General features: G+C 46.8%; 12 protein-coding genes. 5 read left to right on the top strand and 7 right to left on the bottom strand.

Going from position 1 to position 23,510, the window contains the following annotated elements:
- Window positions 1-182: 182 nt before the first annotated feature.
- The 3 genes from QUA43_RS29205 to QUA43_RS29215 all read right to left on the bottom strand — a co-directional run bounded on the left by QUA43_RS29205 (window position 183) and on the right by QUA43_RS29215 (window position 5,199).
- Entirely contained in the window at window positions 183-2,711 is a 2,529-nt protein-coding gene (locus QUA43_RS29205) for a DUF3769 domain-containing protein (protein WP_333379090.1), read from the bottom strand.
- Window positions 2,712-3,018: 307 nt separating this feature from the next.
- Window positions 3,019-3,135 (bottom strand): photosystem II reaction center protein I, encoded by a 117-nt coding sequence (locus tag QUA43_RS29210; RefSeq protein ID WP_106151135.1) that lies wholly within the window; start codon window positions 3,133-3,135, stop codon window positions 3,019-3,021.
- 78 nt (window positions 3,136-3,213) lie between these two features.
- Window positions 3,214-5,199 (bottom strand): hypothetical protein, encoded by a 1,986-nt coding sequence (locus QUA43_RS29215; protein WP_333379092.1) that lies wholly within the window; start codon window positions 5,197-5,199, stop codon window positions 3,214-3,216.
- A gap of 182 nt (window positions 5,200-5,381) precedes the next feature.
- On the opposite strand from QUA43_RS29215, the gene QUA43_RS29220 reads away from it, so the two are divergent.
- Window positions 5,382-9,203, top strand: coding sequence for an alpha-mannosidase (locus tag QUA43_RS29220; RefSeq protein WP_333379094.1), 3,822 nt, complete (start codon window positions 5,382-5,384; stop codon window positions 9,201-9,203).
- Window positions 9,204-9,217: 14 nt separating this feature from the next.
- On the opposite strand, the gene QUA43_RS29225 is transcribed toward QUA43_RS29220, so the two are convergent.
- Together QUA43_RS29225 and QUA43_RS29230 are read right to left on the bottom strand one after the other, a co-directional pair.
- Window positions 9,218-9,808, bottom strand: coding sequence for a cytochrome b (locus tag QUA43_RS29225; RefSeq protein WP_333379096.1), 591 nt, complete (start codon window positions 9,806-9,808; stop codon window positions 9,218-9,220).
- 205 nt (window positions 9,809-10,013) lie between these two features.
- Window positions 10,014-10,151 carry a hypothetical protein gene (locus QUA43_RS29230; RefSeq protein WP_333379098.1) on the bottom strand — a complete coding sequence of 46 codons (138 nt, stop codon included), beginning with the start codon at window positions 10,149-10,151 and terminating at the stop codon, window positions 10,014-10,016.
- A 296-nt stretch (window positions 10,152-10,447) separates the two neighbouring features.
- Between QUA43_RS29230 and QUA43_RS29235 the strand changes: the two genes are divergently transcribed.
- The gene (locus tag QUA43_RS29235; protein WP_333379100.1) at window positions 10,448-14,401 is read left to right on the top strand and encodes a PAS domain S-box protein; all 3,954 of its coding nucleotides are present in this window, start codon (window positions 10,448-10,450) and stop codon (window positions 14,399-14,401) included.
- A gap of 373 nt (window positions 14,402-14,774) precedes the next feature.
- Here the strand turns inward: QUA43_RS29235 and QUA43_RS29240 are convergent, their stop codons facing one another.
- Complete coding sequence (locus QUA43_RS29240) at window positions 14,775-19,226, bottom strand: tetratricopeptide repeat protein (RefSeq protein ID WP_333379102.1); 4,452 nt, start codon at window positions 19,224-19,226, stop codon at window positions 14,775-14,777.
- A 39-nt stretch (window positions 19,227-19,265) separates the two neighbouring features.
- On the opposite strand from QUA43_RS29240, the gene rpiA reads away from it, so the two are divergent.
- The 3 genes from rpiA (at window position 19,266) to QUA43_RS29255 (ending at window position 22,496) form a co-directional block, all read left to right on the top strand.
- Window positions 19,266-19,982 (top strand): ribose-5-phosphate isomerase RpiA, encoded by a 717-nt coding sequence (rpiA, locus tag QUA43_RS29245; RefSeq protein ID WP_333153978.1) that lies wholly within the window; start codon window positions 19,266-19,268, stop codon window positions 19,980-19,982.
- Window positions 19,983-20,341: 359 nt separating this feature from the next.
- Window positions 20,342-21,526 (top strand): aldo/keto reductase, encoded by a 1,185-nt coding sequence (locus QUA43_RS29250; RefSeq protein WP_333379104.1) that lies wholly within the window; start codon window positions 20,342-20,344, stop codon window positions 21,524-21,526.
- A gap of 214 nt (window positions 21,527-21,740) precedes the next feature.
- Entirely contained in the window at window positions 21,741-22,496 is a 756-nt protein-coding gene (locus QUA43_RS29255; RefSeq protein WP_333379106.1) for a Fe-Mn family superoxide dismutase, read from the top strand.
- 108 nt (window positions 22,497-22,604) lie between these two features.
- Here QUA43_RS29255 and rsmG read toward each other — a convergent pair whose 3' ends face one another.
- Window positions 22,605-23,348 (bottom strand): 16S rRNA (guanine(527)-N(7))-methyltransferase RsmG, encoded by a 744-nt coding sequence (gene rsmG / locus QUA43_RS29260; protein WP_333379108.1) that lies wholly within the window; start codon window positions 23,346-23,348, stop codon window positions 22,605-22,607.
- Window positions 23,349-23,510 lie beyond the last annotated feature (162 nt).

The following is a 23,510-nucleotide window of genomic DNA, read 5'->3' on the forward strand; positions in this document are numbered from 1 at the left end:
ACTGTTGACTGTTGACTGTTGACTGTTGACTGTTGACTGTTGACTGTTGACTGTTGACTGTTGACTGTTGACTGTTTTCTGTTGACTGTTGACTGTTGACTGTTTTCTGTTGGTTCCAATTACCCCATTACCAATTACCAATGCCCCATGCCCAATGCCCCATGCCCAATTATCCAATTGAATTAATCGGATAAACGCACTCCTCCTTCTACAGTTCGCGCGTCCCCGGAAAAAGGTTGGGGAGTCCCATTCCAGTTGAAGTCGCTAATTCTAAAAGTCAGGCTGCCGACTTGACGCTCAGGATTAAAACGCAAAATAATTGCGTAGCTGCGGCGGCTGTATTCTAAAGTGTAATTCGTACTGATTGCTTCCCCGCTTTCTAAATTAATAGCACTTTGAAATCCAACTCGAAAGCCTCCGTAAACTTGCTGGACAAGCCCAAAAGACAGGACTCTCAAATCTACTAAGCGATCGAATAAAAAGGGCGAGATACCGTCGCGCCCCACCTGGGTATAAGTCACGTTAAACCCAGTGTAATCGAGGAAAGGGCGGGAGAAATGACCGAACTGCCCTTGAATGCCGACGCTGCCAGCGAGGGAATTTTGTCGATCGCCACTGCTGTAATAAGTACCAACTCCCCGGAGTCCCAAGGCCAGTTGCAAGAAAGGAACCACCGGCGTCCGCGTGTACTTCAAACCCTGGGTGGGAGTGCGGGGCAGCGGTTCGCCCTCCCACAGGTTGAAGCCGCGGCTTAAGGCGAAGCTGACTTGGGAACGGCCCAGATCGACGCGGTTGTTTTCCCGCACTGGTTCGAGCAAGTCTGCTCGATCGGTGTCAGCATTGATAAATTGATACCCAGCTTGGTAGCTGAGATTGATGCCCGTGCCTCCGAGTTGGATGACTGGGGAAGTGAGGACTGCGCCGAGACTGCTCTGCACGGTTTGATAGCCCAGAGAACCGTTGAATAGCCGATCGCGATAACTGTATTCTGCTGCCAGAGAGTGAGTGCCGATCAACTGTCGCAGGCGCAAATTGCCCCGAAAGCTGTTTTCCGGCAAATTCGGGAAATCTTCCAAACTCAGAAATATTGCCGATCCGTCCAGGCTGGTGCGCGGGCCCAGACTAGCGCGTAACCTCGCTTTCAGCCCGTAGCTGTCGGGAGAAAACGGATTACCGCCGTGATCTGCCACGATCCGCTGCAGGTAAATTTGGGGTGTCAGGGTTAGCCGCACCGGCCCGTTTTGCAACACCTCAAAACCGCACTCGGCATACAAACCGCCGCGGTCGCCCCCGTCGTAGCCAAAAGTCAAACACGGGCCGTTTTGCTGCCTGCTGTCAAACACTTGCCTGCGGGGATACACGGGTATTTTCACCCGGTTGTCGAACACTAAGCGCGGTTTAGTTGTGACCAATTCCTCTGCCGTGGGCGAAATCCTTCTAATCGTTGCCCTCCGGGCCCTGTATTCAAATTCCGGCGGGGAAAACGGGTCGTTAGTAATCCGAATGTTGGTTGCTACCCTCGCGCCGTCTGGCAGGAGTTCGATGCGTTCTGCTTCAAAGCGGATGCGGTTGACGGCACCGACCACTTGGGGGGCTGCTAGCTGTCCCCCGCCGCCGATAGTCACTGTAGCAGCGCCGGGGGATTTGACTCCGCGCAGGGGCTGCTGGCTGGTAATTCGATCGCTCAGCGGCTGTTCGAGAATCGTCCCAGCACTGATATCTGTAGGCAATGTGGGGGTCAATTCGCTACCTGCTGCGGGCAGGAATATTTCGCCGCGTGCTTGTTCGACGGCGCCGCTGTTGAGGCCGAGATTGAACTCCATCCGCTGGCCGCGTACTACTTGTTGGCCGCGGGTATAGGCGACATTGCCGGATGCTACCACTTGGCGGGTGACTAAGTTGACGATCGCTCGATCGGCATCAATCACAGTTTGCCGGAACCGCACAACCACATTACCAACCGCCGTGACAATTTGCTGCTTATCGTCGAATTCTTGGCTGTCAGCCTTAACTTCAATAGTATCGGCCGGAGTCACGGGAAAAGGAACCGTCCGCCCAGAAGGGGCGGTGCGGACTCCCGGCGCGGCTGGTTTAGGTTTCGGTGTCGGCGCAGCGGGTGTTCTGGGTGCGGGGGCGGTTCCTGGTGTGGGAATGTCGAACTGCTGTTGCCCGCTGGGGGCTGGTTCCGGCGCGGGTTCGGGAACGGGAATTTCAGCAGGTTCGGGAGAGTTATCTTCTAACTGCCGGCCTTGGGCCTGATACCAACTTTCCTGCTTTCCGGCAAGATTTCTCTCCTGTTGTTTCTGCGCCTCTGCGGTTCGTTCCCGATTCCGAATGGCAATGGCATTTTCTACTGAACCCAATTGGTAAGCCGTAAACGAAGAATCTTGGTTTGTTTCCGCCGTTTCGGGTTCTCCCACAGGAGGCCGACGCTGAAATCCCACCACTGCCTCGCCGCTTTCCACTTCCGCTAGGGGGTCAGCGATTTCTGGAGGCTGGTTGGTGGCTGGCGTAGTGCCGAGGAGTGTGGCTGCGGGTTCTGCTGGGGCCGGTGTGGGTTCTGGCTGAACGATATCTGGGCTTGGTTCCGGTATTTCTGCGGGGTTGCGGAGGGTGTCTCCATCGCCGGCCGCGACAGTGAGGGCGGCTTTTTTTGGCTTTGCGATGTAGATGATGCCAGGGGGTTCTGGCGGCGGTACCGGATAGGGCATAGTTACTACAGGTAAGTCATCCGATTTTAGATTTTAGATTTTAGATTTTAGATTTTAGATTTTATAGGGTGCAAATTATTGAAAATTTTGCATCTAGAAGGCAACTGTTTAAACATTAATTCTGATATCTAAAATTCCCCGTCGCTTTGGCGCGCCGGAATAGGGTTGCTTTCAGAAGTTGCTTTCGCCATAAGATAACCTCGCTGGCGGTGCGAGGTCAAGTTTTGTCCGACTAATTTTTGCGGGTTTGTCGGCTGTTGCAGGGGCTGCGGTGGCGCGCCCCTACTCTGCGGGCGAGATAACTTGTTTATTCCATGTCTCTGCGGTTGGGGTTCCGGGCTGGGTCATTGGACAAAAATCCAAATACAAACAGGGAAACAAAAAATAGGACAACTACATTAACTACGATTTTGAGGGTTAGCACTGTGGGAGTCTCCAAAGATGGCATAATACTGAGCTGATTTGCTGCTGTTGCAGCAACTTTTTTATCATAAGCTAAAGATTAGTCAATTTTATCTTTGCTTTTGAGGATTTTGGGCAAGTTGATTTTTGCCCAATTCCAGAGTTGCTCGGCGATGTTTTCTAGGCGCAGCATAACTCGATCGAGCCATTCGAGCACTTGTTCTAGGGGGTGCTTAATGTATCCCATCGATTCTGCTTTTGTTTCTAAGTATTCGCCCTCGGATGGGACGCCTGCGCTGTGATTTTTTGGTTCAGCAGCAGCGGGGGTTGCGGCGGTGTATCTGCTAGTTTGCGCGGTGATTGCTGTTGGGGATTGATTGTTTTGTCGGCTGTTCGGGTTTGTGTTTTTTGGCACTTGGGTTTCCGGCGCGCGCCCTGGGGTTGATTCTGCTGCGAGTGCAGAGCTATTTTTTTGAGTAACTGCTAAATCAGATAAATTAGATGCTGTTTGGGGTTGACTTTTTGGGCTTTTTGTGAGCAAGCTCTGTTTTAGCTGCCCCAGCAGGCGGTGAAGTGCTTCGGGGTAAGGGGAGATTGAGACTGCGGTCGATCGACCTTCTGGCAATTCTCCTACTTCTGCAATTTCCTGCTTGACTTTTGGGCTAGCTTGTGATATGAGGGTTGGAGCTGCTGCCTCGGGTTCGGAACTGCCCTCGATTAAATGCTGCGGTGCTGCTTCCCCGAATAAGTCTTGCCAGTTCAGCCACGGTCGATCGACCTCTGGGCTGTTTTGCGTGTTTTCTTGTTCTTGTCGCTGTTTCAAATAATACTGAATTGCGACTGATTTCTCAGTATTATCACTTGCTGCCGTTTCTTTGCCCAAAAGGTGGTCTACTGACGACCAAATCATTTGTTCGATGTTTCGCGCGTATTTTTCGATGATGTCGCGGGCGGACAAATCTAAATTGGTTTGGGTGCCGGATGTGTCAATTTTTACTCCAGAGTTTTCTGTGGGCGCGGCGGTTGTTTTTACCGATGGCGGGAGGGTTAATTCCTCGATGTTGACGGCGGCGCGATCAAGTAATGTAACAAAGGAGAGAGGACTAGGGGGTCGATCGAACTTGCTGTTAAAATTAGTTTCTAGTTTTGGGGTATTGTGGTCGATCGAATTCGATGCCGCAATTGACTGCTGTGCGGTTTTTGCTTCGATCTGCGCGCGGGCTTTTTGAACTAGGATGGCATTGCGGTCGATCGATTTTTTAACTGCGAGGATTGATTCTCCAAACTGATTTCTTTTCAAAGCAACCGGGCTCGTCTGAAGCCATGCCATCAATTCCCAAAAACGACGCATCGGCGGCAACTGCGCTTTTTTGGCAGCCGACTCCAAACCAAGATTAAATTTTAATTCTTTTTGGGTAATTTCCCGTTGTTCGGGCCCGCAGTTTGCTACTTCCCAAGTTATGCGACCTTCGAGCATTTCCTGCTGTTCGGGTGTCAAAATATCTAATATCTGATTTTCTCTTCCGACCAATACTAAAGTGCGGGCTGGGATAAAACTGGCAATTCCCTCAACTTTCGCTTGCGGTTTTAATTGAGTTTTAGCCAGCGGGTGTTCTAAGACGGAAGTGGTTTGATGCTTGGCGGTTTGTCCGCTAAAATTTATAGCCGGAGGTAAATCGTTAACAGTATTTCCCTGATTAATTAACAGCGGGAAGCTGGCTAAAGTTTTCGCGGTTTGCGACGAGTTTAGTAAATTTTCGGCGAGGTGCAAAATTTCGGCGATCGAACTTTCCTCGGAAACTTCCCCCTGATACCAATTTTGCGGCCAATCGGGATTTTCGTCGCCGCCAAATTCTTGCAGTTCCGGTAAATCTACTTTTTGACTTGATTCCCGCAACTGTCGCCCCAGCATTCGGGAACTTTGCACCAGCAAATAAGCTGGATAAAGCAGAATTTGGGTGGCGGTGAGAGTTGTTTCTTTAATTTGACGCCAAGTTCGATCGCAATTGTCAGCAACTTGGCGGGACTGTTTCGATATAAAATTTAATAGTCGGCTTTGGTAGGGCCCGTAGTAACCGTTGGACATAAGTTTAATTATTCAATTCAGATTTTTGATTCGCACCGGCATTGCGAAATATTGCTGTAAAATCAAAGCCAGATATTAATCGCAGCTTCCAACCCTCTGAAACCTTTATTTCTTCGCGTCCTTCGCGTCTTCGCGGTTCAATCCGATCTTTGATTAATACACAATTCCTATTTTAGCGAAATATGAGCGCTTCTGTGTCACCTGCTAACAATAATATTTCTGAAGTTGTCGAGAAGTTGCGCCGCCTCAGCCAAGTGGAGGTTCAGTCTGGTTGGAGGTACTGCGATTCTGACTCGGCTGTCTCTTCGGTAAATATTTGTAACAGCCCTGTTGCCGAACTTAACAGCAAAGGACATATTGCTTGGCCGTCGGGGAAACAAGTTTTGTATTTGGGCCAGCAATTTGTAATTCCTGACAATTTGCACGGCTATCCTGTGGTTGGTTTGCGGTTGCTGCTGGGCTTGACTTGGTGGGCAGAAGACGCTCAAATTTTTGTCAACGGCGAGTTAGTCGGACAGGGAGATTTATTTGATTTTGCCGATCGAGTTTTGTTGAGTTCGTCGGCTAATCCCGGAGATGAATTTTTAGTAATTTTGCGATTGGTAAGTCCGGGTCACGATAACGGTGCTTTAGTGCGATCGATTTGTTTGTACGAAGCTGCTGACTCTTCTTGTTTCGATCCGGGTTTTGTGGCTGCCGAATTAGAGATTTTGCAAAATTCGCTAACTCACAATTTAGAAAATTTAAATTCCCAATACCTCTCCACCGAAACAATAGCAAATCGCCCCGGGTTTGTCAAGGGGGAAACGCTGAAATCTGAGATTGATTTGGCGATGGGTTTGATTGATTGGTCGGCGGTGTGCGATCGCGAAAAGTTCGATCGATCGCTGTCTGTTTTGCGGCACAATTTACTGGGATATCTGCGGGCTTTTTCTGGGGATTTGAATAAGGGAACCGCAGAGGACACAGAGGTCGCAGAGGGAGGAAGAAGAGAGGAAGTTTCTCAGGTTGGAGAAAATAGCAATGCTACATCTATATATATAGGAGAAAGTGGTGAACTGACATCTTTTTCTGGGGATTTAGATGAGGGAAACGCAGAGGCCGCAGAGGCCACAGAGGGAGGAAGAAGAGAGGAAGTTTCTCAGCTTGGAGAAAGCGGCAATACTACATCTATATATATAGGAGAACCTGGTGCTCTGACATCTATATATACAGGTAAAATCTATTTGGTGGGTCACGCTCATCTAGACTTAGCTTGGCTGTGGCCTGTCCCGGAAACTTGGGAAGCGGCAAAGCGAACTTTTGAGTCGGTATTGAAATTGCAATCGCAGTTTCCCGATTTGATTTTCTGCCATTCAACTCCGGCGCTTTATGCTTGGATGGAAGAACATCGGCCGGACTTATTTGCTGCGATTAAAAAACAGGTGGTGGCGGGTTGCTGGGAAGTTGTCGGCGGGATGTGGGTAGAACCGGATTTAAACTTGATTTCCGCTGAATCAATGGTGAGGCAAGTGTTTTACGGACAGCGTTATGCAAAAGAAAAATTTGGGGAATTGATGCGGGTGGCTTGGCTACCGGATACTTTCGGTTTTGGGTGGCAATTACCTCAGATTTTGCGCGACGGTGGAGTTGATTATTTTGTGACGCAAAAGTTGCGGTGGAATGATACAACGGAATTTCCCTACGGTGCGTTTTGGTGGGAAGGGTTGGACGGTACTAAAATATTTAGTATGATGTCTCCTCCAATTGGCGAAAGTATAGAATCTGTGAAAATGGCAAGTTATGCTTTTGACTGGCAAGCTAAAACTAATTTGCAAGATGCTCTTTGGTTGCCTGGGGTTGGCGACCACGGCGGCGGCCCGACTCGTGATATGTTGGAGGTGGCGAAACGCTGGAAAATGTCGCCTTTTTTCCCGAAGTTGGAGTTTGCGAAAGCGGTTGATTATTTGTCTTTGATTGAGAGTCAGTTTTTGCCGGAAGTTGCGGAAAGTTCGCAGGAAAGCGATGTGGCAAAATCGGATAAGCAGGAGATTTTGCGGGCGCTAGAATTTTCAAACTTGTCGGCAATTTCCGCAACTAAGCCCGAAAGCGATGTTTCAGAATCGGACAATCAGGAAAATTTGCTCGTTGTCGAAACCGTCGGGAATTTGCGGGCGCGAGAATTGTCAAACTTATCGCCAATTTCGGATGCAAATCATTCCATCTCACAACTCAAAACTATTCCCATTTGGAAAGACGAACTTTATTTAGAATTCCACCGGGGTTGCTACACGACTCGCGCCGACCAAAAACGCCAAAACCGCCGCTGCGAAGAATTGCTCTACCAAGCGGAGTTGCTGTCTTCGCTGGCAACGATTTGTACTGGTGCGGTTTATCCGAAATCTGAGTTAGAATCAGCTTGGAAACAGATTTTGTTTAACCAGTTTCACGATATTTTGCCCGGTTCTGCGATCGCCCAAGTTTACGCGGATGCTAATCTAGCTTTTGCCGAGGTCGATCGCACTTGTCGCGAAATCCTGCTAAAATCTTTGGATGCCATCTCGGCTCAAATTTCTCTGCCGAATCCTCCGCAGCCCGACGCTCAACCGATTTTGATTTTCAATACTCTCAATTGGTCGCGCTCTGAGGTTGTCGCTGTACCGCTTCCCGATGCCACTGATTCAGCTTGGCAAATTTACGATTTGTCCCGACGGCGACTGGCTTCGCAGATTGTCAGGGGCGATCGACCGCAATCGCAATCTAAACTATTATTCTGGGCAAATAATCTCCCCGCCGTTGGCTACCAAGTGTTTTGGCTGTGCCGTGAAAACGCTCAAACTGTGGATAATGCGTCCGCGAGTCCAGAAACAGAAAAAAAGACAGACTTATCAAAACTTACATACGGTATAGCACAAAAAAACACAGCTTGTCAAGAAACGCATTTTGCAGCCGCACAAATGGTTTTAGAAAATGAATTTATTCGGGCAACAGTAGACGGTCAAACTGGAGATTTATCCAGCATTTGGGATAAAGTAAATAACCGAGAAGTCCTGAATGCAGCAGGCGGAAATCAACTGCAAGCATTTCAAGACAGCGGCCAATATTGGGATGCTTGGAACATCGATCCAAATTATGAAAAACATCAGTTACCCGCGCCGATACTGAAAGATATTTCCTGGATAGAGCAGGGAGAAATACGGCAGAGTTTGCGCGTAGTCCGACAAATTGGCAAATCGGAGTTTTGCCAAGATTATATAGTAGAAATAGGTTCGCCGCTGCTGAAAATCAAGACAGTTGCAGATTGGCAAGAAACTCACGTTTTAGTAAAAGCAGCCTTTGGGTTAAATGTAGAAGCAGATTTGGCAACTTGCGAAATTCCCGGCGGTGCGATTCAGCGCACAACCAAGCCGCAAACACCCGCCGAAAAAGCCAAATGGGAAGTGCCGATTTTGCGCTGGACTGATATCAGCAATGACGGTTTTGGAGTGAGTTTGCTCAACGATTGCAAATACGGTTGCGACCTTCAACCAAATCGAATTCGCCTAACTTTGCTTCGGGGTTCGACTTGGCCGGATGCACAAGCAGATGTAGGAGTTTCCGAGTTTACTTGTGCAGTCTATCCCCACGCTGGAAATTGGCAAGAGGCCGGCACAGTTCGGCGCGGCTGCGAGTTGAATTTGCCGCTGTTAGTAAAGGTGTTGCCGCAGTTGGGAAAAAATCGAAACAAGAGTTTACCCGCAGTTGGTAAATTCTTGGATTTGTCCGCCGAAAATTTAGTGCTGATGGCATTCAAACAATCGGAAGATGATTCTAATGTGTGGATTTTGCGGTGTTACGAGTGTCACGGTGAAGAGGCGAAGTTGGAGTTAAAGAGCGATTTGGGGTTGGCAATTAGTCACCCCGTCGATTTATTAGAAAAACCCATAAATTTGCCTCAGAAGTCAGACGATGGGAGAAGTTTCAGAATATCACCGTGGAAAATAGCTAGTTTTGCAGTAAATTTATCATTGCCAATGGAAATATAGTACCCATCGCAAATTTATCCAACCTTTTGAGACTTTGCGAACTTAGTGCTAACAAAATTTGTTAACCTACGCCAATTAGCTCTCACAACTTTCTTCTGATCTAAAATATGCAAAATTACGAACGCTAAAAACGTGTACGCCAGCCAAAAATGCAAACTCCTTCCCAGATCAACCATTGCGGAATTCTGCGGAAACATATCCGGCAAAAGAATTCCGAAAAATTTCACATTGTTACTTTTGTAAGAGTTAGAAAGTAAGAAACCCGCAACCGGAACTAGCCACATAAAAATGTACAAAGTTGCGTGCAGAGCAAAATTTTTGTACCATTCCTTCGTAAACTTGGGCAGGCGTTTCGTATATTTTTTCCACCATACCCGCAGCAGAGTTAAAATCCGCCAAGTCAGCAAAGCCATTGTCAGCACTCCTACGGATTTGTGAAAATCGTAAAGGGGGCCTCGAATAAACAATTCTCCCGGCAATCGAGCCATAGACGTACCGGTAATAAACAGCACTAAATAGCAAGCTGACATCACCCAGTGTAAGGACATCAGTTGTTTGAACGCAGAATTAAGTCTGGGTTTCGCAGCGGGTTTTAGGGTAGTCACTCTTTTTTACCTCCTTAGCGTTTGCTGCACAAGATTAACTATAAACTATAGGACTAAAGCCCGTTGCCGATTGTGCATTATAAGATTTACTTAACTCAAGTATTATAAATATTTATTAAAGAGTCGAATTAACTATATTCACGATCGTCATTCCCAACACAAAACGATCGTATTGGGGTCGATCGCCCGCCCAGCAGTTTTCAGGTCAAGTATCCCCAAAGCCACCGCACTCATCTGACCCGATAATTGCAACCGCCGCCCGGTTCACCCGCAGCCCCGGCAAATATCCCAAACCGAATCCCAAGTAGGTCAGTCCCAATACTAAGTATTTGAGTGTTATCATATATACTTAAAACCCTTGATTGCCGCTTTTTTCCCTTGTCTGGGATGCTAAAAGTACATACCGGGTAATTGTAGCTAAACCTGCTGGCATTGCAACTAGGGCGAAATATCGCCGGCAGACGGTCTAACAACTACAAACAAACACAGTGGTTGCATAGGGAAGCGAAAACCAGCGCGCTGGACAAGTTGTAATTTTGTTACAACTTGTAACTTTTTTTTAAAAACAGGTTTAATTTAGTTTCACAAGAAAGTTAAATTCCAGAAAGTAAAATTTATTACAGTCGAGTTAAGCCAAAAGTGTTTGCTAAAAAAAGTCATTCAAGCAACCCAGAAACCAACAATTCTCACTCGATAGGCACGGAGGGCGAGTTCGCCGCAGAAAAACTTTCGTGCAACCAACAAGTGGAACAGGATTGGTATCGAACTCTCTACGACAATTTTCCGGGCATTTACTTCGTTCTAGACGCTTTGGGAAGAGTTTTTTCGCTCAATCAATTCGGTGCGTCTCGCCTCGCCTACAAATCGCAGGAATTAATTTGTCATTCAATTTTTAACATATTTTACTGCCAAGAGCAAGGGAAAATGCAGGCAGAATTTGCTGGATTGGCCCAGCCGGAAAACGGTACGCCAACTCCCAAAATTGCCTGTTGGGAAGGCTGCTTGACTTGCAAAGACGGCAAGATTATTAGGGTTAAAGCAACCGCGCGCCCAATGCCGGCGGTAGATTGGAAAATAGAGGAAAATACCAATGGTCGCTCAATTGCCAATTTTCAACGACCGGCTGTACTGTTAGTTTGCGAAGAAATTAATTCCGCTTCGCAGTCATCCACGCCGCCCAACCAGAGAGCAAATTGGCGCAGTCCAACTTTGGCGATCGCAAAATTAGCCAAAAGTCAACTAAAAGAACGCAACAATCTAGAAAAATTCATCCGCGAAGTAACAGAAACCGCTGTCAATATTGTCAACTGCGATCGAGCCAGTATTTGGCTATACGGCGAAGACAAAACTCAGCTTCACTGCATCGACCTTTACGAACAAAATACTAAACTCCATTCCGTACAAATAATCATCACAGCCGCCGACTGTCCGGCATATTTTCAAGCTTTAAAATCTGCAAGTGTGCTCGCAACTGTGGCCGCAGAAAATGACCCCAGAACGCGAGAGATTGTCGGTCTTTATTTGCTCGATCAGGGCACGACTTCCCTGTTAAATGTACCGATTGTGCTAGCAGGTCAAAGGTTGGGAATAGTCAGCGCCGAACGCCAGGGTTCCGACGGTGATTGGACGGAAGAAGAACACGAATTTACCCAAATATTAGCAGATTTTGTATCCTCAAGTTTGTCAGCTAGCGAAAAGTTAAAATTAGAAGCAATGCGGCACGAACAGCAGCAAAACTTGCTAACCCAATACTACGATCAACTAGAGGAAAGAGTAGAAAGACGCACTGCTGAACTCAAAAAAGCCAACCAAAAACTACAACAAGAAATAATTAAAAGAAAACAAGCAGAAGCCGAACTACGCCTGCAGCAACAAGAACAGCAAATTATTTTTGATTCCGTGCCGGCGATGATTTGGCTCAAAGATACCGAAAGTCGCCTGCTGCGAATTAATCAAGCCGCCGCTGCATCGAGAGGTGTGCCCGCAGCTCAATTAGAAGGTAAATCTTTTTATGAAATCTATCCAGACGAAGCAGAGCAATATTATTTAGAAGATTTAGAAGTAATCCATTCTGGCCTTCCCAAACAGGGCAAAGTCGAATTGCTACCAACAGTCTTCGGTCAAAAATGCTGGGTGCGGACAGATAAAATACCTTACCGAGACGAAACAGGTCAAGTCGCTGGTGTAATCGTGTTCGCAGTAGATATTACTGATTTAATTAGAGTCGAAAAAGAACTGCGAGAATATCGCGATCGCCTCGCAGAAAAAGTGGAGAAACGTACTGCTATGTACAGGCAAGCCATGACCGCTTTGTACTCGGCAAATACGCAACTGCAACAGCTAATTAACAACAGTTACTCCTCTGGCGAAAATGGCAGCAGCCAGTCAGCAGCGCGCTTGCTCGAATGCGAAGCTTATTTTGAAGCAGTTGCCGTGGCTGACCGCGACACAATTTTGAATGTCAGCAGCAATTTTGCCGAACTTTTCGGTTACGAACCGGCGGCAATGGTGGGAATGAGCTTGCTGGAACTACTGTCGCCCAAATCATACAAACAAGCGCCGCAAATGATTTCTGCTGCCAGCAATACAGTCTGTGAAACTATTTTTCTCAAGCGAGATGGAACTGCTTTTCCTGCTGACGTTCGCAGCAAATTCGTATTTTGGGAAGGTCGTTTAGTCCAGGTGAAAGCAGTCCGAGACCTCACGGAACGCAAATTGACCGCAGCAGAATTAGAGCGATCGCGGTCTCTGCTGCACGCTACCTTAGAAGCAACGGCAGACGGCATTCTCGCCGTTACTACCGCCGGAGAAATGATTAGTTATAACGAAAAATTAGTTCAAATGTGGGGAATTTACGAAGAAGTTAGAAACTCAATGGATAGAACGGTGCGGCTGGCATTCCTCACTAAGCAAGTTAAAGATCCGAGAGCTTTTTTGCAGAGAGTTAAAGAATTTTATAGTGATGCGGAGTCGGAAGGTTGCGATATTCTAGAATTTAAAGACGGCCGCACTTTTGAGCGCTACACGCAGCCAATTCGAGTCGGACAAAATATTATTGGCAGGGTGTGGCGCTTCCGCGATATTACCTCTCGCGAAAAGGTGACGGCAATGTTAGGAGATTCTCAAAGGCGCTTTCGGGCAATTTTTGATTCTTCTTTCCAATTTGTGAGCTTGTTGAAACCGGACGGCACTCTGCTGGAAGCTAACCAAACTTCTCTGGATTTCGCGGGAATTAAGCTACGGGATGTGGCTAATAAACCGTTTTGGCTGTTGCCTTGGTGGGGAGATTCTGAGGAAGTTCAGGAACAGTTGCAAGAGGCGATTTCTCGCTCTGCACAAGGTGAATTTGTCCGCTATGAAGTGGAAGTTCAAGGTGTAAATCGGACGGCAACTGTTGATTTTTCTCTCAAACCGGTCGCGGATGAAACGGGCAAAATAGTATTGTTGCTGCCGGAAGGTCGGGACATTACTCAAAGTAAGCAAGCCCAAGTCGCGCTGCGGCAACAAATAGAACGGGAACGCTTAATTGCACAGATTCAATCGCGCATTCGTTCTTCTCTGGATCTCCAAGATATTCTCAACACTACAGTAGCGGAAGTGCGGGAGTTTTTGGCAACCGATCGCGTGCTGGTTTTCCGCTTCCGACCCGACTGGAACGGAGATGTGGTGGTGGAGTCGGTTGCAGAAGGATGGATTCCACTCAAAGGGATGGGAATTGACGATTGTTGTTTTGCCAATACTTACATCGGACAGTATTTAAAGGGCCGAATCCGCGCTATAGAGGATATTCATGCTTCTAATTTGAGCGAGTGTCACCTTAATTTTTTGGAGGCGTGTCAGGTGAAGGCAAATTTGGTGGTGCCGATTGTCCAGCAGGGAATAGAACCGAGGGAAGGTAACGGTTCTTGTCAAGTGCCGAAGTTGTGGGGTTTGCTGATTGCCCACCACTGTTCGGGGCCCCGCCAGTGGCAGCAGTTTGATGTGGATTTGCTGAGTCAGTTGGGTACTCAAGTGGCGATCGCGATCGAACAATCTTTACTTTACCAGCAGCTAGCTGCTGCTAACCAGCAGTTGGACGGGTTGGCGAATTTGGACAGTCTGACTCAACTAGCTAACCGCCGCCGGTTTGACGAGGTGATCAACCGAGAATGGGAGCAGTCGAGCTCTTTGGAACCGCTATCTTTGATTATGTGCGACATTGACTGTTTTAAACTTTACAACGACAATTACGGCCACCAAGCCGGGGATGCTTGTTTGCAGCAAGTGGCGCGGGCGATCGGGGATGCTTGCACAAACGCACCCGCAGAACGCCTCTATTTGGCTGCTAGGTACGGCGGCGAGGAATTTGGGGTAATTTTGCCAAATACGGATGTCGTGGCTGCACAGGCGGTTGCAGAGGGAATCCGCCGCCGCGTCAAAGCATTGGCAATTCCCCACATCAAGTCTGTTGTCAGTGATTCTGTGACTCTCAGCTTGGGAGTTGCGGCAGTTTCGCCAAGTCAAAATTCCCCGAAAATGTTGATTGAAGCTGCGGATAAGGCATTGTATCAAGCTAAGTTGGGCGGGCGCGATCGAGTGGCTATTAGTGATTAGTCAGGTTATTTTAGATTTTAGATTTTGGAATTACTGATGAAGCTGCTGGTTTGGAGCTTGTCTGCTGTGGCATTCTTTTTTGAAACTGGTGTTAGTAAAAAAGCGATCGCCCTAACTGGCATAAAGTTAGTGCGATCGCGGTACTATGAATCAGCTATTTATCTATCAGACTCGGCGCGGAATTTTTACGCATTTTCACTGATTTTTTTACAAAACTTTACCGTGAGTAGCGTACAAATATCCAAAAACCACGTTTCTCTACCCGATCTCTCTTTTTTTATTGAACCGCAGAGGGCGCAGAGAGCACAGAGGAAGAGAAAAGAGCAAGGAAGGAGTTCCCAATTGATTGGGGATTGCTATAGCAATTACTCACCTATTTCGCTAACAGTTTTTGAAATACCTCATACATATCCTCAGCCAACTTTTTAGGATTCCACAAAGGTGCGAGATGTTCTGGCTGCTTAGATTTTACTAAATGCTCTTTCACCGCATTTCTGAAACCAGCATCGCGGCCAAACTTAACTCCCCACTGCGTGTATTCCTCCCAACTCCACGCCGCACCAACATCAAGATTTGCACTTTTCAGAAAAGCGTAACCCATGCGCGAAAGATATTGGTCGCCGGATCGAGTTACCACTGGCAAATTCGCCCACAAAGCCTCTAAATTGTGAGTCCCGCCGTTGTAAGGATAGGAATCTAAAAGCACGTCGGCTACATAATAAATAGCGCGGTGTTCTTCTTCACTTCTGGTTTGCCCTATAAACTTAATCCGACCAAAATCTACTCCCTGAATTTCGCATTCTTCGCGGTAAGTGCTGTGAATAATATCGGGGTCGCCTTGACCTTTGCGGATTAACACACTATCTGGTACTTCCTTAAGGATTTTAACTTGATATCGTACCATTTCTGGATTCGTTTTTCTGCCCGGAGAAACGCACAGATAAGTCATTTGATCCAAGCCAATTCCGAGAGCATTTCTAATCGCTTCTCGATTCACAGGAATGCTTTGCAGTGCCCCAATTGCTACCGAACAAACTGGCAATCTTACTAACTGTTCTAAGTAATTTTTTTCCACACCAGGGGGGTGAGTGTGTTCGTCGCACAGAAAGTAGTGATTGTCTGAAATATAGGGTGCGTCAAATCCTAGCCAAGAAACGCAAATTCCCGCAGGATATTGGTATAAAACTTCCACATTTGTTGGCACTGTCATCGAGTCTAAGTCTATCAAAACATCCAAGTTGTCTTGCGCTACTTCGGCGAAGATTTCACCACCATCAGCAAAGCCATTTGGATATTTTTTAGGCCAGTAAAACTTGCCCGCCATGTCTTCAAACCGCTGCGTAACCTCATCTCGGTGGAGTTTCCCGGTGACGTAAAGGTGAACGTGGGGGGTGATGTTGCTTAATTCGCGAATTAAAGCTTCGCTGCACCAGCCTACTGAGTGGCGGCGGAAGTGTTTGGAAAGGAAGCCGATTTTTAAAGGACGCTGTTCTTTTGTTTGGTAATTTGCTAGGTTGCTTCTGTTAATGTCCTGGCGCTTAGGGACGGCTTTTTGGTAGTATTGTTTGGCAATGAGTCTGTAGAAACTGGCATTTTTTTCGCGGTTGTCTCGCAGGTGAGAAACTGCAAACAGGAAGATTTCGTAGAGAAGTTTTAGTTCGATTACGCTAAAGGTTTCGACCTTTTCGTAGCAGAGTTGTTCGATTTCTTCGAGTTTCTGAATTGCCTGTTGGCTAACACCTGATTGCAGGTAGGAAAAGACGTAGGCTGTAGCTGACATGATTGGGGCATTTTCGCCGCAGTTTTCGCAGTATTTGTCGGCTATGTTACGGGCTCCGGCGAGGTTGGTGGAATGGCTTAGCAAGTCGCACAATTGTTGGTAGGCTTCGCTAAATTTGGGGTTGCATTGGATCGCCTTTTCAAAATTGGCGATCGCCTCCAACGGCTTATCTTGTTTCTGAATGTGTCCCATCCGGCAGTAAACCTCTGCCCAATCCGGTTTTAATCCCAGAGCTTGCTGATAGCTGGCTAAAGCTTCTTCCAGCCGCCCCTGCATGGAAAAACAAGTGCCGAGGTTAGCGTGAACTTCCGGCCAGTCGGGCTTTATTTTCAGAGTGTTTTGATAATTAGTAATTGCTTCTTCGTACTTGTTTTGCTGTAAAAAAGAGTTGGCTATATTGAAGTGCAAAACTTCTAATTGCGGCTTTAAAGCTACAGCTTTCTGATAGTAAGCGATGGCGGCGTCGAGATTGCCTTGTTGCGATCGCGCGCTGCCGATGTTACCGTAGGCTTCTGCCCAATCTGGTTTAATGGCGATCGCTTTTTCGTAGCATTCGATGGCTTCGTCGCGCTTTCCTTGGCTGAAAAGTCGATTACCTAAGTTAAAGTGGAAGTCTGCACCGACTAGCTGGGGGTTGAGTTCGGATGTTCTTTTAAAACAGGCGATCGCTGCTTCGATGTTGCCGTGTTGGTGATATACTTTCCCTAAATTCCAGTGAGCTCCCGCTAAATCGGGACTCAGGGCGATGGCTTGCTGGTAATGGGCGATCGCTTCTTCCAAACGCCCCATTTTGAAATACATACTGCCGATATTGGCGCGCACTTCCGCAAAATTTGGCTGCAATACTAGGGCTTGAGAATACGATCGAATCGCAGCTTCAGTTTTGCCTCCTGCTTGCAAGGCATTGCCTAAAGTGACGTAAGCGTAGATGAAATCCGGTCGAATTTTTAGCGCTTGCTGACAAGCTGCGATCGCCTCTTTAATTTTACCTTGAACTAAAAAGTTTTCTGCGAGTTTATTGTACGGTTCTACTTCTTCAAAATTGGCAACTTGTCCGCTATCTGGAACATTGAGCGAGGTAACTTGTTCGGAAAGTTCAGCGGGGTTGGTAAACGGAGTATTTAAAGTCTGAGTGGTGGGCGCTGCCGGCAAATTGATACTCGAAGGCTGCAAGCCGTAGCCTTCATCTTTGTTGACAGATACTGGTTGCTGTTCGCCTGATTCTGTTTCTAATTCGATAAAGTTGCTGTCAGTAGTTTCCCGCTCTTTTTGTGCGAGCAAACTCGATAATTTCTCAGCAGCGCTGGCATCTCCCGGTTGCTGTTGCAGCACTTTTTGATAGCAAGTAATTGCTGCATCTAACTTTCCTTGCTGGTGCAAAACGCTGCCCAGCATCATATTTACCGAACACAATTGAGGATTAATTACCAGAGCTTTTTGGTAATAATTGGCCGCCTGTTCCAATTCCCCTAACTTGTAATACATACTGCCGAGATTCGCGCTAGCTTCGGCAAATTCTGGCTGAATTTCTAAAGCTTGTAAGTAAGCTTGAATTGCCATTCCCAGTTTGCCTTGACTCTGCAAAGCATTGCCTATTGTTAAGTAAGCAGGAGCAAAATTGGGTTTAAATTTAAGAGCGACATTACAAGAGGCGATCGCCTTTTCAAATTCTCCTTGCAAAACATAAACTTCCGCCAACTTTTTATGAACTTCGGCATCTCCTGGATTGAAATCTAAAGCTTTCTGATAATTCTCGATTGCGCCACCGAGCTCACCTCGCTCTTTCAGCCAATTTCCCTTTTGAAAATAATCTCTCACTGCCTCTAAACCTACTAAAGAATTCCCGATCATTTGCTCTGCCACTCTTACAGGTTTTACACTAATACTATTCAGCCATTCTACCCACTTTCGGGAACGCACAGACCAAGTACACCCTTGATTTATATATTCTACTTGCTGTCTTAAATTATTTTCAGCAGTGGCGTCGCCCGCACCCGTGCCCTCATTTAAAACTCCGACTACGGCCTCTAAAAACCGCCTTGTATATCCCTCCCAATCTGGGTTGCCCGCACGCTTCCAATTAGTTATCGATGCAAAATTTTCCACCCCTGACATTGAAACTAGACGGGCAAATCCAGCAGTTGTTTCCGGCAAAGCTGCCAATTCACTCGTCACAATCCGGCAACCGCAGGCCATCGCCTCCATCACGGCAATAGATGAGGTTTCCAAATAGGTATTCGGGTAAGCTAAAACCGCCACTGAACGCAGTTGCCGGACGAGTTCGGGTTGGGGTACAGAACCCACGTACTCGACGCCTTCTGTTTCCTGACACTGGCGGTAAAGTTGACCGAAAAAAAGCTGGTTATCATTGTCGTCTATTTGGTGTACTTTCATGCTTGAAAATACTTTTAATCGGGTTCCGGGGATAGCTTGACGAATTTCGGGAAAGACTTTTAACAAAATATCAAGTCCGCGAAATGGAGTGCTGGTGTAAGCTAGAATGGGCGGTCGAGATTTATGAGAGAGGATAGGAATATTATCGGGAAAAATGTTAGCAAAACAAGGTGCGATCGCATTTCTTAAAACACAACTGCGATGGGAGTCAATCCCAAAGCGCCGGTGAAATTGCTCGCGCTGCCAGTCGCTGACAAATACAAAGGCATCGCAAGCATTGATTTCTCGAACATTTTTAAAATTTTCGAGAAATACAAAGCCCGGTTCGTTATGAATCCACAAAATTAAGTGAGTTTGTTCCCCCAAAAGCGGCTTTACTTCCAGCGCTTTGCCGACTATATTGACTATAACTAAAAAATCGAGCGATCGCAGCAATTCCAAATTAGATTTGTCCCCCACCCTGCGCCTGCAATCAACGCCACGCGACATCCCCGACTCGGAAGTATTGTTGAGCAAAAATACCTCGTTTCCCTGTGCAGCCAACGCCTCAGCTAAGTAACAAATAGCCGACTGAGTGCCACCCAAAGGTTTGCAGTAAGGAGTTTCAATGTTGTAATCCCAAGTATAAGTATCGAGAAATCCGATTTTCATTCAATGGTATAATCTTAAAATTATTGAGGAGTACCGAACATGACCACAGAACAAGATCCCGTAAAATTGATGAAACAGCAAGTCGGCTTTGCTGCAGCCGATCGCGTAAAATCTGGTATGATTGTAGGACTCGGCACCGGGTCAACTACAGCTTATACTATTCAAGCATTGGGCGATCGCATAAAATCAGGTGAACTCAAAGATATCAAGGGAGTGCCGACATCTTTTCAATCAGAAGTGTTAGCCAAACAGTACGGAGTACCGCTGACAACACTAGATGAAATTGACAGAATTGATGTAGCTATTGACGGCGCTGATGAAGTAGATCCCCACCTCAACTTAATTAAAGGTGGCGGCGCAGCCCACACCCGCGAAAAAGTAGTCGATTACCTCGCCACTCAATTTATTGTAGTAGTTGACAGTTCCAAAATCGTAGATAAATTGGGTTCGACTTTTCGCGTGCCCATCGAAGTTATACCGATGGCATTAACACCAGTGATGCGCGCCATTGAAAAATTGGGTGGCAAACCCGAACTCCGCATGGGCGTGAAAAAAGCAGGCCCGGTAATTACCGATCAAGGTAATATGGTAATTGATGTCAAATTTGATGACATTGCCAACCCCGGAGAAATGGAAAAAAGCTTAAATAACATTCCCGGTGTGTTAGAAAATGGTTTGTTTGTAGACTGTACAGATTTGGTTTTAGTCGGCGAAATCCAAGACGGAAAACCAGTAGTCCGGGAGATTTCTAAATAGTCAAAACTGCCCACTGGTGGTCAAAAACTCTTTGTGGAACAGGCATCTTGCCTGTTCAGGAGAATGCTGCAATATGGGAGTTAAGCTGTTGGGCATCTAAATTGTATTTTTAGGGCGGGCGAGACGCCCAACCCCTACTCCCCACAAGACTTTTCTTAAATTTGACTATACAATTTAAATGCACTTGGTCTTACCTTGACTTTGATTGTCAAAATTCAGGGGTTTAAACTCCTGTATGACGGAGGAATATTTTTAGGGTGGTTTACAAATCTCCATCCTAAAAACCAGGCGATTCATCTGTCATCTGTCAACTGTCAACTGTCAACTGTCAACTGTCAACTGTCAACTGTCAACTGTTTATGATGCAATATCGCAGATTCGGTCGCACAGAATTATCCATGCCCGTCTTTTCCTGCGGTGGCATGAGATATCAGTACAAATGGCAAGACGTGCCAGCCAATGAAATTCCCCCAGACAATCAACAAAATCTAGAAGCGACGATTCGCTACTCGATTGAATGTGGCATCAATCACATAGAAACTGCTCGCGGTTACGGCACTTCTGAGATGCAACTGGGGTGGATTTTCCCGAATTTTCCCCGCGAAAAGTTGATAGTACAAACGAAAGTTAGTCCCAAACCAAACTCCCAAGAGTTTCGCGAAGAATTTGATAAATCCTTAGCTTATTTGCAACTGGAATACGTCGATTTACTGTCACTACATGGTATTAATACGTGGGAATTGTTAGAGGAGTCTATGCGTCCGGGTGGCTGCATGGATGTGGCGAGAAAGCTGCAAGCAGAAGGCAAAGTTAGGTTTATTGGTTTCTCGACTCACGGCCCGACGGATGTGATAGTCAAAACAATTGAAACCAATCAATTTGATTATCTTAACTTGCACTGGTACTACATCAATCAAAGTAATTGGCCTGCTATTGAAGCTGCTAAACGTCACGATATGGGCGTTTTTATTATCAGTCCTTCCGACAAAGGCGGTCAACTTTACAGCCCGCCGCAAAAATTGGTAGATTTGTGCTATCCGCTGAGTCCGATGGTGTTTAATGATTTGTTTTGTTTGTCGCATCCGCAAGTACATACTTTGAGTTTGGGCGCAGCCAAACCTGAAGATTTCAACGAGCATCTTAAAGCTGTAGAATTGTTAGATAGAGCCGATGAAATTTTGCCACCGATCTTAGAAAAATTAGAAAAAGCAGCAATTGATAAATTAGGAGAAGATTGGTTTAAGACTTGGCACGTCGGTTTACCAACTATCGAAAATACTCCCGGAGGTATTAATATTTATGTGATTCTGTGGCTGTGGAATTTGGCGCAGGCTTACGATACGATCGACTATTGCAAGATGCGCTACAACCTTTTAGGTAATGCGGGCCACTGGTTCCCCGGCCAAAAAGCCGATCGCCTCGATGAATTAGACTTGCGCCGCCCTCTCGCCCACAGTCCCCACGCTGCTAAAATTCCCGGTATTCTCCAAGCAGCCGATCGGCTTTTTGGAGGCGAAGCCATCCAGCGCTTGTCCCAAAAATAATCTAAAAAAAACCCGGTTTCGAGACAGAAACCGGATTAGTGAACCGGAGCACGTGAGTTAGTTACGCGCACACAATTAGCCTATACTTGAGAAACTCTCACAACCATCGCCCATCCGTCTCATCCATTCGGGCGATACAACTTTTTTTCTCAACTCGCTCCCATTTTGCTTTAATCTGAGATAAAACAGTTAATAATTCACTTAGGTACTTTTTATGACTCTCAAACGCCGAGATTTCTTGTATTTGGTGACTGCCACCGTCGGAGCCATTACCGCAGGTGCTTGCCAAGCGTCAGGAAATAATGTATCCCAAGCAAGTCCAATTGCAGAAAGTCCAAAAATAGCCCAAACTCCGGGGCCTTTTACACTGCCACCTCTGCCATACGAATACAATGCTTTAGAACCGCACATCGATGCGCGGACAATGCAATTTCACCACGACAAACACCACGCCGCTTACGTTAAAAACCTCAACGATGCTGTCAGTAAATACCCGCAACTCAAAAATATCACTGCGGAAAATATGCTGCGAGATTTGAGCAAAGTACCGGAAGATATTCGCACAACCGTGCGTAACAATGGCGGCGGACACCTAAATCACAGTATGTTTTGGGAAATCATGGGTCCCAACGGCGGCGGCGAACCGACAGGGGCAATTGCAACAGCAATCCAGCAAAATTTCGGCAGTGTTGACGATTTTAAAACAAAATTTAACGATGCCGGCGCCAAGCGTTTTGGCAGTGGTTGGGTGTGGCTAGTCCGCAATAAAGCTGGCAAACTTGAGATTACAACTACGGCAAATCAAGACACTCCTTTCATGGAGGGCAACTATCCAATTATGGGTAACGATGTTTGGGAACACGCTTATTATCTCAAATATCAAAACCTGCGCGCCGACTACTTAAAAGCTTGGTGGAATGTGGTTAATTGGGCGGAAATTAACAAGCGCTACGAAAAGGCGATCGGGTAGTTTTCGATTAGATGAAATACAGGACACGGCCGATGAAATACAGGACACGGCCGATGAAATACAGGACACGGCCGATGAAATACAGGACACGGCAGTGCCGTGTCCCTACTAGCGCACGGGACGATCGAACTGCGGTACAACTTTCCGCAAGTAAACGCAGTGCCGCGCCCCCTGACTCGTCGGCGTTGTGAATGCTTCGACTGACTCAACTGTGCCGCCCAAATGCTCGATCGCCCTTTGCAACTCAGTTTCTTCCTCCACCGTCCAATTCCCTCGGTAAAGTACAGCTAAACCGCCATTTTTCAGCAGAGGCAGCGCGCATTTAGCGCAGACAGGAGCGGCTCCCACTGCTCGAAGAACGGCTAAATCGTAAGCTTGTTTGTGCTGTGGCATTCTGGCAATTTCATCGGCTCTGCCCAACAAAGTTGCCGCATTTTCTATTCCTAAAGACGGCACAACTGTTTCCAAAAAAGTAATTTTTTTGCGCGTAGAATCGAGCAAAGTAACTGATAGTTGCGGCAGGGCGATCGCGATCGGCAGACCCGGAAAACCCCCACCTGTCCCGATATCGATCGCTTTCTGAACCGACTCGGCGGACAATTCGGGATTTTCCGCCGAATTGTGATTAGCTGGCAGCAGTCTGGCAATTCCCCGCAGAGAATCCCACAAATGTTTTTCCCAAAACTCCATCGGCTCAGTAATTCGAGTTAAATTCAAGGAGCGATTTCCCTCGACAATTAACTCGTAAAGCCGCTGAAATTGTTGTTGCTGCGACTCATTCGGCTGCCAATTCAGCGTTTTTTGCCACAACTCATTCATCTGGGGCAACACAGGCATTGTAATCTGATTCATCTTCTATTCCCACTCTTTCCTAAACTATGCAAATTCTATTTGCCCAAAAATGCTTCACAATGCGAGCGGCCCGCCCGCCCGCACGAACTAATGACTAATGACTAATGACTAATGACTAATGACTAATGACTAATGACTAATGACTAATGACTAATGACTAAT

Origin of the sequence: Microcoleus sp. N9_B4 (assembly GCF_036701635.1) — a bacterium.
Classification (GTDB): Bacteria; Cyanobacteriota; Cyanobacteriia; order Cyanobacteriales; family Microcoleaceae; genus Microcoleus.

What these genes read in the sequence shown, in the direction of transcription:
- QUA43_RS29240 (WP_333379102.1), bottom strand. Translation starts at nt 19,226, where the DNA reads ATGAAAATCGGATTTCTCGATACTTATACTTGGGATTACAACATTGAA.
- QUA43_RS29220 (WP_333379094.1), top strand. Translation starts at nt 5,382, where the DNA reads ATGAGCGCTTCTGTGTCACCTGCTAACAATAATATTTCTGAAGTTGTC.
- rsmG (WP_333379108.1), bottom strand. Translation starts at nt 23,348, where the DNA reads ATGAATCAGATTACAATGCCTGTGTTGCCCCAGATGAATGAGTTGTGG.
- rpiA (WP_333153978.1), top strand. Translation starts at nt 19,266, where the DNA reads ATGACCACAGAACAAGATCCCGTAAAATTGATGAAACAGCAAGTCGGC.
- QUA43_RS29215 (WP_333379092.1), bottom strand. Translation starts at nt 5,199, where the DNA reads ATGTCCAACGGTTACTACGGGCCCTACCAAAGCCGACTATTAAATTTT.
- QUA43_RS29230 (WP_333379098.1), bottom strand. Translation starts at nt 10,151, where the DNA reads ATGATAACACTCAAATACTTAGTATTGGGACTGACCTACTTGGGATTC.
- QUA43_RS29205 (WP_333379090.1), bottom strand. Translation starts at nt 2,711, where the DNA reads ATGCCCTATCCGGTACCGCCGCCAGAACCCCCTGGCATCATCTACATC.
- QUA43_RS29255 (WP_333379106.1), top strand. Translation starts at nt 21,741, where the DNA reads ATGACTCTCAAACGCCGAGATTTCTTGTATTTGGTGACTGCCACCGTC.
- QUA43_RS29250 (WP_333379104.1), top strand. Translation starts at nt 20,342, where the DNA reads ATGATGCAATATCGCAGATTCGGTCGCACAGAATTATCCATGCCCGTC.